The organism is uncultured Xanthomonas sp. (assembly GCF_964278005.1).
Taxonomy (GTDB): Bacteria; Pseudomonadota; Gammaproteobacteria; order Xanthomonadales; family Xanthomonadaceae; genus Xanthomonas_A; species Xanthomonas_A sontii.
Genome location: NZ_CAXYKF010000009.1, coordinates 37,686 through 52,924 on the forward strand (window position 1 = coordinate 37,686; position 15,239 = coordinate 52,924).

A 15,239-nucleotide genomic window follows, 5' to 3' on the forward strand; every position below is an offset into this window, starting at 1 on the left:
CTGCCGTGCAGCGTGGCGATGCCGGCGCTGGCGCGGACTGCGGTCGGTGAAGCGGGGCGACTCACGCGTCGACCCAGTGCGACCGTACAACGGCAGCGCGCAGGTGCCCTACGCTGCGCGACCGTGTGCCGGCGGCATGTTCGGCGTTCAGGTCGCCACGCCCGCTCATGTCTCCGACCAGTCGCGCAGCAGGTTGTGGTAGACGTTGGTCAGGCGCAGCAGCGCCGCCGCGTCCGCGCCGCTGGCGGTCAGCGCCTGGATCGCGGTGTCCAGGTCGAACAGGGTCTGCCGCCGGCCGGCGTCGCGCACCAGGCTCTGCACCCAGAAGAACGATGCCATGCGTGCGCCGCGGGTCACCGGCGCGACCCGGTGCAGGCTGCTGGACGGATACAGGATCAGGTCGCCGGCGGGCAGCTTGACCTCGTGCTCGCCGTAGGTGTCGTGGATCAGCAGTTCGCCGCCGTCGTACTCCTCCGGCGCACTCAGGAACAGGGTGCAGGACAGGTCGCTGCGCACGGTCAGCGCCGGCTGCGCGGCGGTGGCGGCCTGGGTCATCACGGCGCCGTCGACGTGCAGGCCGTAGCTGCCGCCGCCGCTGTAGCGGTTGAAGCGCGGCGGGATGGTGCGCAGCGGCAGCGCCGCGGCGAAGTACAGCGGACTGCGCGCCAGTGCGCTCAGCACCGCCTGGCCGAGGTCCTGCTTCAGCGGCGAGGCGTCGGCCAGTTGCAGGTTGCGCTTGACCTGCGCGCCCTGCGCGCCGACGGTCTCGCGGCCGTCCACCCAGTCGGCGGTCTCCAATGCCTGGCGGAACCGCGCGACCTCATCGGCGCTGAGGATGTCGGGAATGTGCAGCAGCATGGGGCGCTCCGGCAGTGGACGCCCAGCATAGGGCGTCCACTGCGCGTTGGAAGGCGCGGTCGGTCAGAACCGGACCTCGGCGGTCAGCAGCACCGAGCGCGGCGCGCCGGGCGTGTAGCGGAAGCCGCTCTTGTTGATCGCGGCGACGTAGTCCTTGTCGAACAGGTTGTAGGCGTTCAGGCGCAGCGCCACGTGGTCGTTGACCGGATAGCTCAGCACCGCATCCCACACCGTGTACGACTTCACGAACGCCGGCGTGCCGACCGCACCGTCACGGCCGCGCTTCATCTCGCCCGAGTAGCGCACGCCGCCGCCGACGGTCAGCCCGAATGGCAGGGTGTAGGTGGTCCAGGCAGTGAATGCGCTGTCCGGCGTGTAGGCCAGATCCTGGCTGCCGTCCTGCGAGACGGTCGTGCCCTGGCGCACCCGCGCATCCAGCTTGGTGTAGCCGCTGGACAGCGACCAGCGCTCGGTCAGCTTGCCCACCGCCGACAGTTCGATGCCTTGCACGCGCTTCGCGCCGCTCTGGTAGTACAGCCCGTCGCTGCCCTGCACGATCTCGTTGTTCACGTCGGTACGGAACAGCGCCAGCGTCGCGAACAGCGCATCGTCGAGGAAGTTCCATTTCGTGCCGACCTCGGCGGTCTTGGCCTTCTGCGGATCGAAGCGCGGATTGTTGGCATTGTTGGCCGAGGCGCTCAGTTCCAGCGTGCTGCCGCCTGGCGGTTGCTGCGAGGTGGCGAAGTTGGCGTACACGCTCACGTCCTCGTTGGCCTTGTAGACCGCGCCGAGCTTCCAGCTGAACAGCGTGTCGGCGATGTCGGTGTCCAGGCCGACCACGGTGGTGCAGGGCGCGGCGGTGGCGGTGGCGGAACTGCACACCAGGCTGTCGAAGTCGGTCTTGTAGCGATCCGCGCGCACTCCGGCGGTGACCAGGAAGCTGTCGCCGAACTTCAGCGTGTCGAAGGCATAGGCCGAGTAGGTGGTGGTGGTGCCATGGCTGCGCGCGCCGTTGCGCGCGGTGTGCAGCGGCGTGGTGTTCCAGTCCGGCGCATACAGGTTGGCCGGATTGGCTGCCAGCCAGGCGGCGCGGTCGACGATGTTGTGGCCCCAACTGCGCAGTTCCTCGCGCGAGGCTTCCACGCCGGTGCTGAGGTTGTGCTGCACCGCGCCGGTGGCGAAGTCCACGCGCAGGTTCAACTGGTCGGCGAGGGTGGTGTACTGCTGGTCCTTGAAGGTCGGCAGGCTGCGCAGCACCGTCCAGGTCGCAGGATCCGCCGGATTCGGCGTGCGCAGGTTGGCGGCGTTGGGCATGAACGCGAACAGCAGGTAGTCCTGCTCGTTGCGGCCCCAGCGCGCGGTATTGGTCAGCTTGACCGTGTCGGACACGTCGTGCTCGATGCGGAACGTCGCCATCTTCGCGGTCACGTCGTCGTGGTCGTCGCGGGTGCCGTAGAAGTTGCTGCTGTCCACGCGCGCCGCGCTGCCGAGCCACGGCCGTGCGGGGTCGGGCGAGCTGTAGCCGGGCAGGCCGATCGTCGGCACGCCGCCGTCGGGCACGTTGTCCTGCTTCACGTACAGCAGGTCGAGCAGGTAGCGCGTGTCGGTGCCCAGGCCGAACGCCAGCGACGAGGCCAGGCCCCAGCGCTTGTTGACGACATGGTCGCGGCCGATGGCGTCGCTGTCCTGGCCCATCACGTTCAACCGCAGCGCGCTGCTGGCGCCCAGCGCCTGGTTCCAGTCCGCGGTCGCGCGGCGCTGGCCATGGTCGCCGCCGGACAGCGTGGCGCTGCTGGCGTTGTCCAGGTGCGCCTGCTTGCTGACCAGGTTGATCGCGCCGGTCGGCGCGCTGCGGCCGTTGTCGGTGCCGGCCGGGCCTTTCTCGACCTCGATCTGCTCGATGTTGAACACGTCGCGCGAGATCGAGCCGAGGTCGCGCAACCCGTCGACGAAGATGCTGCTGGAGCTGTCGAAGCCGCGCATGTAGATCGCATCGCCGGTGCTGGTGTTGCCGTTCTCGCCGACATAGAACGTGCCCACGCCCGGGCTGTTGCGCAGCGCTTCGGTGAGGGTGGTGGCGCCCTGCTCGTTGAACAGGTCCTTGCCGATGATGTTGAGGGTCTGCGGGGTGTCGATCAGCGGCTGGGTGAACTTCGGCGAGTCCGGCGCCTCCACCAGGTAGCGCTTGGCGCGCTGGGCCTGCACGTCGACCTTGTCCAGGGTGGTGGGCTGGTCGCCGGTCTCCGCATGCGCGGGGGAGAGCAGGCTCAGCCCGCCGAGCAGCACGGCGGTGCTGAGGGTCGGTGCGGCGGCCTGGCGGGTCACGGTGTGTTTGCGGCGCTTGATCGGAGAGGTCATGGGCGGTTCGGTTTGCAGGAGGGGCGGCACCCCGATCGCGGGCAGCGGCCGTCCCCTAGTGGGAGCGGCCGCGGCGGCGAGATCGGGCGGCTGGGCGAAACGGTGTCTGCCGCGCATGCGATGCAGGCAGTGCATTCATTTTCCATGCAAATACGAATTGTTTGCAATCTCTTTGTCATCGGTGCCGGTCCGCCGCGGTTCGGATAGCCGGACTCGCCAGAAAATGCGGACCATCGACCAAGGCGCGCAATCGGCCAAAGGACCCGGCACTGAGTGGTTTGGGGCCCGTCCGTGCGGGCGCGCGACGCCAGCGCCGACCAGACGGGCGCTGCGGGTAGGTGGAAGTCCGAACTAGGGACGGTAGAGAGGCGCGCCGGTGTCAGGCAGCGGATGCTGCCTGGAGATGGCGCGGTACCGACAGCGCAGTGTCGCTGCCGGATCGTCGCACCAGGTGCGTTTCGACGTATGCCGAAGGAGCGGGTGGTGCAGTGCCAGATTGCGTGTCGCCATGAGCGTCGCCAGTGTCGGCGGACCACGAAGCCAGGCCGATACTCGCCCTCTGTGCAAGGGCGGCACGCGCCAATGCTGTCGGGATTGGCCGCTTGCGGCGCCGTCCCGCGGCACCGCAAGCAGCGGGGTTCAGGCCGCCGCGGCCTGTGCCACGCGCGGGCCTTCGCGCAGGGCGCGGCCGATCAGCCCGACCAGCAGATCCAGCTCTTCGCTGTCCATCGCGAAGTGCGGGGTGAAGCGCAGCGAGTTCTCGCCGCCGTGGATCACGTTGACGCCGTGCTGGCGCAGCCACTCCTCGGTGGAGCCGGCGCCGTAGCACTTGTACTGCGGGGCCAGCGCGCAGGAGAACAGCAGGCCGGTGCCCTGGACCTGGGTGATGGCGCCGCCGAGCTCGGCCTTGAGCTTCTCCAGCTTCTGCACCGCCTCGGCGCCGCGCTCGCGGATGTTGGCGCGCACCTGCGGGGTCAGCTGCGCCAGGGTCGCGGTGGCGACGTCGAGCGCGCGCGGGTTGCTGGTCATGGTGTTGCCGTAGGTGCCCTTGCGATACACCTGCGCCGCGTGCTCGGTCACCGCCAGCACCGACAGCGGGTACTGCGCGGCGTTGAGCGCCTTCGAATAGGTTTCCAGGTCCGGCGGGTCGAGCTGCTCGAAGCCGGGATAGTCCACCACCGACAGCACGCCGTGCGCGCGCAGGCCGGCCTGGATCGAGTCGACCAGCAGCAGGCTGCCGTGGTTGCGGGTCAGTTCGCGCGCGGCGGCGTAGAACGCCGGCGGCAGCGCGCGGCCGGGGTCGCCTTCGCCCATCACCGGCTCCAGGAACACCGCCTCGATGAACCAGCCGTGCTGCTCGGCGTCGGCGAAGGCGCGGCGCAGCGCCTCCACGTCGTAGGGCGCGATGGCGATCAGCGCATCGTCGCCGCGGTAGCTGGCCAGGTGCTGCAGATAGGTCTTGCGGCTGGAATCGGAATACATGCCGGGCCGGTCGGTGCGGCCGTGGAAGCTACCCTTGACCACAAGGCGCTTGATCTTGGCGCCGGCGTGGCGTGCGCCCGGATCGGTCTGCAGCTTGGCGTTGATGTCGACGATGCGTGCGGCCAGGCCCACCGATTCGGAACCGGAATTGAGGCACATGAAGCGGGCGTACGGACAGCCGCCGCGGCGGTGGCCGATCTCCGCGCGCAGCGCGCGCTCGAAGCGCAACTGCGACAGGTTGGGGGTCATCACGTTGGCCATCACCTGCGGCCGCGCCATCGCCTCCAGCACCGCCTCCGGGGTGTGGCCGAAGCCGAGCATGCCGTAGCCGCCGGCGTCATACAGCACGGCGCCCTTGAGCGTGACCACCCACGGGCCGCGTGCGCTCAGCGCCACGTAGGGGGTCACCGCGTCGTCGGCGTAGAAATTGACGAACCCGGCCTGCAGGTGGCGGATCTGCTCGGCTTCGTCCAGGTCCAGCAATTCGCCGAATTCGGCAGCGATGCGCGCGTAGTCGTCGCCCGCCGCCTCGATCGCCGCGCGCAGTGCCGGATGCGAGGCCGCCAGGCGCTCGATGCTGGCGTCGTCCAGGCCCTGGGTCAGGCGATCGCCGGCGTGGGCACGGAGCGGGGCGAGGGGGCCGAGTACGGTCATGGAGATCTCCTGAAGGCGGGCTGTCTGGCGACGATCCTGTCTATTATCGGGACAGGATCGTCGAATGGCAGCGTGAATCCGTGCAGGAATTGACGCATTTTCGTCGATTCGACGAAAATCGGTGGTCATGAAGATCACCGCCTCCGACGATGCCCTGCTGTCGCTGCTGCGCGAGGACGCGCGCGCCTCCACCGCCCAGATCGCCCGTCGCCTGGGCGTGTCGCGGACCACCGTGCAGAGCCGGATCGAGCGTCTGGAGCGCGAGGGCGTGATCTGCGGCTATACCGTGCGCACCCGCGACGACTACGAACAGGGCCATATCCGCGCCCACATCCTGATCACCGTGCTGCCGAAGAAGATGACCTCGGTGGTCAAGGCACTGCGCGAGATCGATGCGGTGCGCGTGCTGCATTCGGTCAGCGGCTCCTTCGACCTGATCGCGCTCGGCGTGGTGCCGGGCGTCAACGACATGGACGAACTGACCGACCGCATCGGCGCGCTGGACGGGGTGGAGCGCACGACCTCGTCGATCATTCTGTCCACGAAATTCGAGCGGTGAAGCGCCGGGATTCGGAATTGTAATGGGGCTTCGCAACAGTGCGATCCCGCTTTGCTTCAACGAATCCCCAATCCCGAATGCCCAATCCCGCCGCCGCTACAATGGCCGGCCCATTCCCGATCTCCCCCGGCGCCTTGAAAAAGTCCGATTTCCACTACGACCTGCCTGAAGACCTGATCGCGCAGGAACCGCTGGCCGAGCGCTCGGCCAGCCGGCTGTTGCTGGTACCGCCGGCGCCGGCGGCCTTCGCCGATCGGCACGTGCGCGATCTGCCGGAACTGCTGCGTGCCGGCGACCTGCTGATCTTCAACGACACGCGGGTGATCCCGGCGCGGCTGTTCGGGCAGAAGAGCACCGGCGGGCGGGTCGAGATCCTGATCGAGCGGCTGCTCGGCGGCCAGCGCGCGCGGGCGCAGCTGGGCGTGAGCAAGTCGCCCAAGGCCGGGGCGCGCATCGCCCTGGATGCCGGCGGCGAGGCCGAGGTGCTGGGCCGCGATGGCGAGTTCTACCAGTTGCAGTTCCATGTGGACGGCGCGCTGGAGCACTGGCTGCAGCAGGCAGGACGCTTGCCGTTGCCGCCGTACATCCGCCGCGAGCCGGGCTTGGACGACCGCGAGCGCTACCAGACCGTGTTCGCGCGCGAGGCTGGCGCGGTCGCCGCGCCGACCGCCGGGCTGCATTTCGACGCGCCCTTGCTGCAGGCGCTGCAGCAGCGCGGGGTCGAGGTCGGGCATGTGACCCTGCACGTCGGTGCCGGCACCTTCCAGCCGGTGCGGGTGGAAGCGCTGGAGCAGCACCAGATGCACCGCGAGTGGCTCAACGTCGGCGCCAGCCTGGTCGAGCAGGTGCGGCGCAGGCGTGCGGCCGGCGGCCGCGTGATCGCGGTGGGGACCACGGTGGTGCGCGCGCTGGAGAGCGCGTCCAAGGACGGCGAACTGCATCCGTTCGCCGGCGAGACGCAGATCTTCATCCTGCCCGGCTACCGCATCCGCAGCGTCGACGCGATGGTGACCAACTTCCATCTGCCCGAGAGCACACTGCTGATGATGGTCTCGGCCTTCGCCGGCCGCGAGCGCATCTTCGCCGCCTATCGCCACGCCATCGCCGAGCGCTACCGCTTCTTCAGCTACGGCGACGCGATGCTGTTGTGGAGCAGCGAGACGCCGGCAGACCGCGTGGGCTGACCCGCGTGAGGTCGTGCGGTCGTGGCGGCCGTCGATCGAACGCGTTGGCGAAGATGGTGGCGTTGTTACGCCCAGCCGGTGAACGCATCGACGACGCGTGCGCCGCGCACCGATGAGCAGGCGTCGTCGCGCTGGCGGTGCCTGACCTCGCGCCTCACCTCTGGCCTGCCGCTGCACAAAATGCAAGCCACCGCGAAGCGTCGCGAAACTTGCCTGCATCCGCGTGATTGCACGAGGCGGCGCCCGTACCCTCATCCGCCCCTTCGGGGCACCTTCTCCCGAGGGGAGAAGGGAGAGGCCAAAGCCCCTCTCCCGCCGGGAGAGGGGGTGGGGTGAGGGGGAGGCAGCGCGCAGCGACAGCCCATCAACCCCGCATCGCGCAGACACGGTATCGCGCCCGTATCAACGACCATGCAGCAGCAGGGGCCAGACGTTCTTGCCAATCCTCAAGGGCTTCACCACGGCCGCAGGCCCGTCATCCCGACTCCCCAATCCCGACTACTTGATCGGCTCGTCCAGCATCAGTTCGCGCACGAACCGCACCGGCGGGGCGCCGTAAGACAGCACCTGGTCGTGGTAGGTCTTGAGGTTGAACTTGGTGCCGAGCTTGTCCTGCATCGCCTTGCGCAGATCCAGGTGCTCCTGCACGCCGACGAAGTAGGTCGGCAGCTGCGCCGAAGTCAGCTGCGCGCGCACCCACTTGCCCTCGGCTTCGCTCTGCTGCTGGAAGGTGTCGTGGACCATCAGGTGCAGCGCCTGTTCCTTGCTCCAGCCGTCCACGTGCACGCCCTGGTCGAGCAGTGCGTTGGCGATGCTGCGCAGATAGAACTTCAGCTGCACCAGGTGGAACAGCGGATCGTTGTCCAGATAACCCTGCTCCTGCATCATCCGCTCGGTGTACACCGCCCAGCCTTCGGCGAACACGCCCGAGCGCAGCACGCCGCGCAGCGTCGACGGGAACTTGGCCGAATGCCAGCCTTCCACGTAATGCCCGGGCACGCCCTCGTGGATGCTCAGCAGGTGGATCATGCGGCTGTTGTACTCGCGCAGGAACGAGTCGGCCTGCTGCGCGGTCCAGTCGTCGGGAATCGGCGACACCGCGTAGAAGGTCTTCAGGTTCTTGTCCAGCGGACCGGGCGAATCGCAGTACGCCACCGCCACGCCGCGTTGGAATTCGGGCATCAGGATGATGTCCACCGGCGCGTCGGGCAGGGTCACCAGGTCCTTCTTGCGCACGAAGTCGGTGGCATCGGCCAGCGAGGCCTTGGCGGCCTCGACCACCTTGTCGCGCGCCGGATGCTGCGCATAGGCCAGCTCCAGCGCCGCCTCGATCGCCTTCTGCTGCTGTTCGTCGCTGGGCGCATCCACCAGCGGCGGCGCGCCGGGTTTGTCCTTGAGCACGGTGCGGGCGATGCCGTACATGTCCTGGCGCACGCGCGTGAGCTCGGCCTCGGCGCGCTGCTTGATGTCGGCGCGCGACAGCGAGGAGTTGAGCGCGAACTTCAGCTTCTGGTCGTACTTCTCCGCCCCAAGGCGGAAGTCGCCCTTGGCGTTGGGCACCAGGGTCTGGTCCAGCCAGGTCTGCTGTTCGGTCACGGCCTTCTTCAGGCCGTCGATCGCCGCCTGCAGGCGCTGCGCGTCGGCCTGCGGCAGTTCCTGGATGTGCGGGACGATGAAGCTGTCGACGATGCTGAGGATGCCGCGGTTCTGCTTGGCCACGGTCTTGGCGCTGATCTCCGACACGCGCGCCGGGTCCAGGTTGGCGCGCGCCTGCGCGAACAGCGCCGGGATCTTCTCCATGCGCGCGGTGGCCGACTTCAGCCGCTCCGGCAGCGGCGCGAACTCGCGCGCCATCAGTCCGTAGATCGCGCCGCCGGCCAGGCCGTTGTAGACCTGCGGGTCGGTCGCCCAGCCTTGTGCCACCTCGCTGTTCCAGATGTCCGACTGCAACTGGTTGCGCAGGATCGCCGCGTCCACCTGGTTCTCGCGCGAGAGCTTGGTGACGTCGAGCTTGTCCAGCTCGGCCAGCAACTGCTTGCTCGCGTCCAGGCTCTTCTGCCGGCCCGCGGCGCTGAGGTCGTCCAGTTCGCTGTCGTAGCGGTGATCGCCGGTCTGGGTGGCGCCGACCGGGGACAGCTGCATCCAGGTGTCGACGGCGCGCTTGGAAAGCGCGGCGAACGCAGTGTCGGCGGCCGGGTCCGCCGCGGCGGCGGCCGAGCCGGGGGCGGCGTTGCTGGCGGCAGGCGCGTCGGCGGGTTTCTGGCAGCCGGCAAGGGCGGCGAGCAGGGCGGCGGCGAGCAGGTGCTTGCGCATCGGGGTTCCTGGAGTGGGTCGATCCACCAGGGTAGCTGCGCCGTGCTGCCAGCGCCCCTGCCATTGGATTACCCTGAACGCTTTCGCCATTCAGGAGCACTGCAATGCAGGACAAGGGACGCCGCCATCGTGGCCATGTCGTAGGCGACACCGCGTTCGATCCGGATGGCGTCGCAGCAGCGGCTGGCACGCTCGATGTCGTCGCGCCTGCGCGTGGGCGCTGGTGTCGTTGGGGCGCTTCCCTGGCGCTGGCGGTGTCGATCGCTGCCTGCAGCCGGGGAGGCGAGAGCGCGGCGCTGCCGGCCGCTCATCTCTATTCCGCCGATGCCGCCGGTAGCGCGGCCAGTGCCGCCGAGGCCGCAGCGCAGGCGGCAGAGGCAGCCGTCGCAGCGCCGCCGCCGAGTCCCGGCGCTTTCGCCATGCCGTCCCTGGCCTATGAGCACGAGGTCGATGTGGCATTGCCGGTGGCACAGATTCCCGCGCGGCTCAAGCAACTCCAGGAAAGCTGCCTGAAATCCAGTTTCGGCGCATGCACCGTGTTGCAGGTCGAGCAGCGCGGCGGCGAGCAGCCGCGCGGTGAGCTCAGCGTGCGGATCGCGCCGGCCGGGGTCGAGCCGTTGATCGCGCAGGCGGGCCAGGACGGCCAGATCGAAAGCCGCACCACCCATGCCGAGGATCTGGCGCAGGCGGTGCAGGACAACGACGCGCAGCGCCAGCGCCTGCAGGCCGAGCAGCGGCGCCTGCAGGAGTTCCAGCAGCGCCGCGATCTCAGCGTGGCCGACATGATCGCGCTGTCGGAGAAACTGGCCGCCGTGGAGACGCAATTGCTCGCCACCAGCCAGGAAGCCGCACAGCAGCGCCGGCGCCTGGATACGCAGCGGGTGACGCTGACCTTCGCCGCGCCGACCGCCGAGCGGAGCCGCAGCGACATCGGCGAGGCGCTGCGCGACAGCGGCGAAATCTTTGCCGGATCGATCGCCTGGGCGATTCGCGCGGTGGTGGGGTTGGCCCCATTCGTGCTGCTCGGCTATGCGCTGTGGCGGCTGATCGCCTGGCGCCGACGTCGGCGTCGTTCGGCCTAGGAGACAGGCGCGGTTCCCGTCCGATGAAATCGGGCGGGAGCGGATGGAGGTGAGCGCGCGCGGTGTTGCCACGCGTTGCCGACGGAACGGTGGCATGTCATCCAGGAGCCGTGAACGACGATGGGTGGCGGGTCGCGGCTGAAGCGGCTGCTACCGTTCTTCTCGTCTGACCCTCAAGCTTGAGCAACAGCAAAACGACTCCTGCCGGGGCTCGCGATACATTGGCTGCGGGCACTGTGGGAGGGACTTCAGTCCCGACGCCTTGAAGTCGGGTACCTGAGGCACGGCTGGCGCCTCTAGAAATCCAGGATGCTGGCCATGGGCACGCCAGGACGCTGCGCCATGCGGCGCAACGTCCCGGATGCAGGCCCTCAGCCTTCGTCCTGTTCGAACTCCACGACCACGTCCAGTTCGAACGCCAGGGCTTCCACGGCCTCGCGCACCTTCTGGGCGGTGGCGGCGTTGCCGGCCTCCACTTCCACTTCGTGGGTGCCCGGTCCCTGGTCGTCGGGCAGGCCGGCGGAACTGGAATCGTCGTCGTCCATGTGCGGCATCAGGTCGTCGATTTCCTCGACGTGTTCGATGCCATCCAGGCTCGACAGCAGGTTGATGATGGCGCGGGCATCGTCCTCGCTACCGGTGATGCGGATGCGGAGCTGGGGCATGGGCCTTCCTCTTGGGGGGAAGGCGCAGGCTAGGCAGGCATCGGCTAAGGCGGGGTGATGACGCGCTCAATGCATCGGCGCGACCGCATCCGGCCCGGCATGTTCGGCCACGGGCAGCAGCAGCGCCTCGGCGGCCGCGCGCAGCAGCGTCGGGGCAATGTAGCGGCGATGCGCGGCGGCGATCAGCGCCATGTACAGGTGCCCGAAGCGGTTGCGGCAGGCCACCCGCGTTTCCAGGCTCAGTTCGGCGCTGCCGTCGTCGCGCAGCGTCACCCCGACGCAACTGCGGAACACCAGGTGGCGATCGTCGGCACCGAGCAGCACCTGCACGCGCCGCGCCTGCGCGGTGGAGGCCTGCGCCAGCACCGGGAACCGCCCGGCAAACAGTTGATCGCGCTGCGGCGACAGCAGCGAGGACACCGGGCAGCCCAGCGGCGAGGTGCGCAGCCGCAGCGGCGCCACCAGCACGTTGCGCAGGCGCATCAGCCAGGTCACGCCGCGCGGCGGGTGCTGCAGGAAACCGTCCAGCAACGCCGTCATCAGCGCATGCGCTCCCAGTGGCCGCAGCGCCTGCGCCGGCACCGTCAGCCGCACGCTGTCCTGGTGATGGTGCGCGGGCAGCTGCGGTTCGAGCAGCGAGCCGGGCAGCAACTGCGGCGTCACCCGCGCCCGCGACAGGCGCGGCGCCAGTGCCGCGAAGCCGGCCGGATGCCGCCAGGCACCCAGCCGCTGCCGCAGGCGACCGCTGAGGGCGCGCAGGCCGGCACACCAGGCCAGGCGCCGGCTGCCCGGCGAGGCCGCCAGCGACAGTCGCACGGTCGGTACGGCCAGCCCGTGCGCCTGCGGCGATGCCAGCAGGGTCGCGACCGGCGCCGGCAGCAATTCGGTGAGCGTGGCGATATCGGCAGTGCCGGCCAGCACCTGCGCGCGCACGTCCTCGGCCAGCGTGCCGCCGGCTTCGTCGCTGTGGCAGGACAGGGCGAAGAACGCCGGATGCCCGGACTGCGCACGCAGCGGCGCGAACTGGTGCCAGGTGCCGCCGCCAAAGCGCACACTGAACAGGCAGTCGGCGGGCAATTCGACATGGCGCAGCGCGGCGAGGAACTGCTGCGGATCCTGCGCCAGCTGCGCCGGCGAGGCGGTGCTGAAACGCAGCAGCGCGCCGCCGCTGCCGGTGATCGCGGTGAACATGCGATGCCCGGCATGGCAATGGAACGGATGGCCGCCGCTGCCGACCGCGAACGAATACAGCGCGGTGGACTCGCCGTTGCCGAAATCGGTGCCGGCCAGGCGCGCCGAGGGTTCGTCCAGCGCGTCGCGGAACTGCGGATGCGCGCGCTGGCGCAGGCAAGCCTGGGCGATCAGCGGATCGCCGGCGCCGACGCCGAGCTGGGCGATCAGGATGACCTCCACCGGCAAGCCACCGCTGTAGGAGGGCAGGCGCACCGAGGGGAATCCGGTTTGTGCGGCGGCGTGTTCGCTGAGCGGTGCGGCGGTCATCGGCGGACTCCTGTTGCCGTGGCGGATGGGTCAGGCGGTGCGCTTGGCCTGCCTGCGCGACTCGCGCTTGAGCGGGCCGGCGCTGGGGCAGATCTCGAAGGCGAAACCGCTGAGGGTGTTGACCAGGTTGTCGGGGGTGAGCCGGTAGACCACGAACTGGCCGCGGCGCTCGCTCGCCACCAGCCCGGCCGCTTCCAGCACGGACAGATGCCGCGAGATCGCCGGCGCGCTCATCGCGAAGCGCTGCCCGATCTCGCCGGCCGTGAGTTCCTGTGCCGACAGGTAGGCCAGGATCTCGCGGCGGGGGCGCGAGGCGAGGGCTTCGAAGACGCGGTCGATGGACATCGGGGATTAGCTAATTAACGAATTAGTTAATTAATGACGTGTTGCCTTGTCTATGTCAAGTGCCGAATCGGCGCGGTGACGCGGTTTCCCCCAAGGAGGTTCGCCATCCATGAGAAGAGCCGCCGTGTTGAAGAGGTGACGGGCGCAGCCCCCCGTTCGTCAACCTTCCTTGTGTGTCGTCACCAGGCGCAGGAAGGCTTCGTGCTGGTAGCGGCTCATCCGCAGTTGCTGCCCCGTCTCCATGGTGACCACGTGGTGGCCGTTGAACCAGGGGTGGATCGCCCTCACCCGACGCAGGTTGACGATCGCCGATCGATGCACGCGGGCGAAGTGGCGCGGGTCCAGCCGCGCGGCCAGCGTGGCCATGGTCTCGCGCAGTTCATGGGTGCGGTCGGCCAGGTGGATCAGCACCGTGTTGCGACTGGCCTTGATCCAGACGATGTCCTCGACCGCGACCAGCACCACCGCTTCGTCGACGCGTACCGGAATCCGTTGCAGATAGTCGTCGCGTTGGCGCAGCGCATCCAGGGTCTGCAGAATGCGTGCCTCGACAAAGGAACCCGCGCCGCTGCTGAAGGACAGTCGTCGTTTGGCGCGTTGCAACGTCTCGGCGAAGCGTTCGCGGCTGAAGGGCTTGACCAGATAGTCCACCGCATTGGCCTCGAACGCACGGACCGCGTACTGCTCGTAGGCGGTGACGAAGATCGTCGCCGGCATGTTGGCCGCGCCGATCGTGGCGACGACGTCCATGCCGGTCATGGCCGGCATCTGGATGTCCAGGAACACCAGGTCGGGCGATTGGCTGCGGATCGCGATCACCGCGGAGGCGCCATCGCCGCATTCGCCCAGCAGCGCGATGGCCGGATCGGCGCGCAGCAGTCGCACGATGGCGTGGCGCGCGATCGGTTCGTCGTCGATGACCAGCGCCGTGATGCTCATGCTGCGACGTGCTCCGGGGCGTCCTCGGCGTCCAGTTCGCGGAACGGCAGCCGGATACGGCAGGACACGCCCTGCGGATAGAGCATGTCGAGCCGGATGTCGGCGTTGTCGCCGTAGAGTTCCTTCAGCCGCAGGCGGCTATTGGAGAAACCGATGCCGTGTCCGCCCGCACTGCTGTTGTCCTGCAGCGTGCTGTTGCCGTTGCGCACTTCGATGGACAGCGTTTCGCCTTCGCGTCGGCACTCGATCTCGATGCGGTCGCTGCCGACACGTTGGCCGATGCCATGGCGGATCGCATTCTCCACCAGCGGTTGCAGCAGCAGGCTGGGCACTGCGCAGTGCAGCGTGCCGGGCGCGACATAGAGCTTCGTGCTCAGGCGCTCGCCATAGCGCTTGCGCTGGATGCCGAGATACAGGTCGAGCAGGGCCAGTTCGCGTTCCAGGGTGATTTCCTGGCCGTCGTAGTCTTCCAGGAAGGCGCGCAGCAGTTCGCTCAACCGCAGCAGCATGTCCTCGGCGGCGACGGTGTCTTCGTCCAGCAGGGTGACGATGGCATGCAGCGTGTTGAACAGGAAATGCGGTTGCAGCTGGCTCTTCAGCGCTTGCAGGCGCGACTGCGCGAGTTCGGCGGCCAGACGGCTGGCTTCCACGTCGCGCCGGGCCTTCTCGGCGTGGAAGTGCAGCGCTTGCTGGATCGCGAACAAGGTCCAGTAGGTCAGCAACCCGATGGCGAAGTGCTGCTCCAGGAAATACCCCAGTTGTTCAGCGAAACCGCTGGGCTCGAACAGAGTGGAGACCAGCGCGCCGATGACCATCGCGGCGAACGTCACGCACAGGCTTGCGGCTGCCTGCGCGCCAAGCCCGTGGAAGCGCTGGGCGCCGCGGACGGGGAAACGTTCGGCGAGCCGGAAGACGGTGGGCGCCAGGAGGGCCCAGCTGTACCACTGGATCAGCGACCACCGGATGAGCACCTCCAGAGGCCACCTGCCGGCAGACGCACCGTTGTTGATGATGTTCTGAAGCATGAACACCATAGCCACCAGCGTCCACAGCGCGACATAGCGCCACAGGCTGATTTGGGTACTGCCGAGTCGGACGTTCATCCAGCGATGGCCGAGGGGTGACGGGCGCATCCTAGGCGCAGCGACACGCCATGGAAAGCGCCGATGCGCGCGCACTACGATTGGGAGCGCGAGAACGACGATTCGTCCCGAATCGATTTGCAGCCGCACGGCTACACGGCCTGATGGGCACGTCAGCACCAAGGGAATTTGTTCCCTCGCGGCTGGCGAATCCTTCC

At 68.7% G+C, this 15,239-nt stretch carries 12 protein-coding genes; 3 read left to right on the forward strand and 9 right to left on the reverse strand.

Features of this window, described 5'->3' with window-relative positions; all coding sequences use genetic code 11:
* Nucleotides 1-165: 165 nt before the first annotated feature.
* The 3 genes from ACHWVH_RS05845 to ACHWVH_RS05855 all read right to left on the reverse strand — a co-directional run bounded on the left by ACHWVH_RS05845 (nt 166) and on the right by ACHWVH_RS05855 (nt 5,352).
* Nucleotides 166-858 (reverse strand): Fe2+-dependent dioxygenase, encoded by a 693-nt coding sequence (locus ACHWVH_RS05845; protein ID WP_017913793.1) that lies wholly within the window; start codon nt 856-858, stop codon nt 166-168.
* A 63-nt stretch (nt 859-921) separates the two neighbouring features.
* Nucleotides 922-3,216, reverse strand: a complete 2,295-nt coding sequence (locus ACHWVH_RS05850; protein ID WP_295927874.1) for a catecholate siderophore receptor Fiu — start codon at nt 3,214-3,216, stop codon at nt 922-924.
* A 639-nt stretch (nt 3,217-3,855) separates the two neighbouring features.
* Nucleotides 3,856-5,352 carry an aminotransferase class III-fold pyridoxal phosphate-dependent enzyme gene (locus ACHWVH_RS05855; protein WP_295927871.1) on the reverse strand — a complete coding sequence of 499 codons (1,497 nt, stop codon included), beginning with the start codon at nt 5,350-5,352 and terminating at the stop codon, nt 3,856-3,858.
* A gap of 127 nt (nt 5,353-5,479) precedes the next feature.
* Here ACHWVH_RS05855 and ACHWVH_RS05860 point away from each other — a divergent pair, with 127 nt between their 5' ends.
* The gene (locus ACHWVH_RS05860) at nt 5,480-5,911 is read left to right on the forward strand and encodes an Lrp/AsnC family transcriptional regulator (RefSeq protein ID WP_017909210.1); all 432 of its coding nucleotides are present in this window, start codon (nt 5,480-5,482) and stop codon (nt 5,909-5,911) included.
* Nucleotides 5,912-6,045: 134 nt separating this feature from the next.
* Nucleotides 6,046-7,095 (forward strand): tRNA preQ1(34) S-adenosylmethionine ribosyltransferase-isomerase QueA, encoded by a 1,050-nt coding sequence (gene queA / locus ACHWVH_RS05865; RefSeq protein WP_295927869.1) that lies wholly within the window; start codon nt 6,046-6,048, stop codon nt 7,093-7,095.
* Between the two features lie 498 nt (nt 7,096-7,593).
* Here queA and ACHWVH_RS05870 read toward each other — a convergent pair whose 3' ends face one another.
* Complete coding sequence (locus ACHWVH_RS05870; protein ID WP_295927867.1) at nt 7,594-9,408, reverse strand: DUF885 domain-containing protein; 1,815 nt, start codon at nt 9,406-9,408, stop codon at nt 7,594-7,596.
* 254 nt (nt 9,409-9,662) lie between these two features.
* Between ACHWVH_RS05870 and ACHWVH_RS05875 the strand changes: the two genes are divergently transcribed.
* A complete protein-coding gene (locus ACHWVH_RS05875; protein ID WP_394686871.1) occupies nt 9,663-10,490 on the forward strand; it encodes a DUF4349 domain-containing protein in 828 nt (275 codons plus the stop codon).
* A gap of 371 nt (nt 10,491-10,861) precedes the next feature.
* On the opposite strand, the gene ACHWVH_RS05880 is transcribed toward ACHWVH_RS05875, so the two are convergent.
* The 5 genes from ACHWVH_RS05880 to ACHWVH_RS05900 form a co-directional block, all read right to left on the reverse strand.
* The gene (locus ACHWVH_RS05880) at nt 10,862-11,155 is read right to left on the reverse strand and encodes a hypothetical protein (protein WP_017909065.1); all 294 of its coding nucleotides are present in this window, start codon (nt 11,153-11,155) and stop codon (nt 10,862-10,864) included.
* Nucleotides 11,156-11,221: 66 nt separating this feature from the next.
* A complete protein-coding gene (locus ACHWVH_RS05885) occupies nt 11,222-12,655 on the reverse strand; it encodes a DUF2867 domain-containing protein (RefSeq protein WP_394686831.1) in 1,434 nt (477 codons plus the stop codon).
* Nucleotides 12,656-12,685: 30 nt separating this feature from the next.
* The gene (locus ACHWVH_RS05890; RefSeq protein WP_017909067.1) at nt 12,686-13,000 is read right to left on the reverse strand and encodes a metalloregulator ArsR/SmtB family transcription factor; all 315 of its coding nucleotides are present in this window, start codon (nt 12,998-13,000) and stop codon (nt 12,686-12,688) included.
* A gap of 159 nt (nt 13,001-13,159) precedes the next feature.
* Nucleotides 13,160-13,939 carry a LytR/AlgR family response regulator transcription factor gene (locus ACHWVH_RS05895; RefSeq protein ID WP_394686832.1) on the reverse strand — a complete coding sequence of 260 codons (780 nt, stop codon included), beginning with the start codon at nt 13,937-13,939 and terminating at the stop codon, nt 13,160-13,162.
* Nucleotides 13,936-15,042, reverse strand: coding sequence for a sensor histidine kinase (locus ACHWVH_RS05900; protein WP_295927860.1), 1,107 nt, complete (start codon nt 15,040-15,042; stop codon nt 13,936-13,938). The genes ACHWVH_RS05895 and ACHWVH_RS05900 overlap by 4 nt, the downstream gene beginning before the upstream one ends.
* Nucleotides 15,043-15,239 lie beyond the last annotated feature (197 nt).

Excerpts from the sequence above, each read along its gene's own strand:
- ACHWVH_RS05845 (WP_017913793.1), bottom strand. The coding sequence starts at position 858 with ATGCTGCTGCACATTCCCGACATCCTCAGCGCCGATGAGGTCGCGCGG.
- ACHWVH_RS05850 (WP_295927874.1), bottom strand. The coding sequence starts at position 3,216 with ATGACCTCTCCGATCAAGCGCCGCAAACACACCGTGACCCGCCAGGCC.
- ACHWVH_RS05855 (WP_295927871.1), bottom strand. The coding sequence starts at position 5,352 with ATGACCGTACTCGGCCCCCTCGCCCCGCTCCGTGCCCACGCCGGCGAT.
- ACHWVH_RS05860 (WP_017909210.1), top strand. The coding sequence starts at position 5,480 with ATGAAGATCACCGCCTCCGACGATGCCCTGCTGTCGCTGCTGCGCGAG.
- ACHWVH_RS05870 (WP_295927867.1), bottom strand. The coding sequence starts at position 9,408 with ATGCGCAAGCACCTGCTCGCCGCCGCCCTGCTCGCCGCCCTTGCCGGC.
- ACHWVH_RS05880 (WP_017909065.1), bottom strand. The coding sequence starts at position 11,155 with ATGCCCCAGCTCCGCATCCGCATCACCGGTAGCGAGGACGATGCCCGC.
- ACHWVH_RS05885 (WP_394686831.1), bottom strand. The coding sequence starts at position 12,655 with ATGACCGCCGCACCGCTCAGCGAACACGCCGCCGCACAAACCGGATTC.
- ACHWVH_RS05890 (WP_017909067.1), bottom strand. The coding sequence starts at position 13,000 with ATGTCCATCGACCGCGTCTTCGAAGCCCTCGCCTCGCGCCCCCGCCGC.
- ACHWVH_RS05895 (WP_394686832.1), bottom strand. The coding sequence starts at position 13,939 with ATGAGCATCACGGCGCTGGTCATCGACGACGAACCGATCGCGCGCCAC.
- ACHWVH_RS05900 (WP_295927860.1), bottom strand. The coding sequence starts at position 15,042 with ATGAACGTCCGACTCGGCAGTACCCAAATCAGCCTGTGGCGCTATGTC.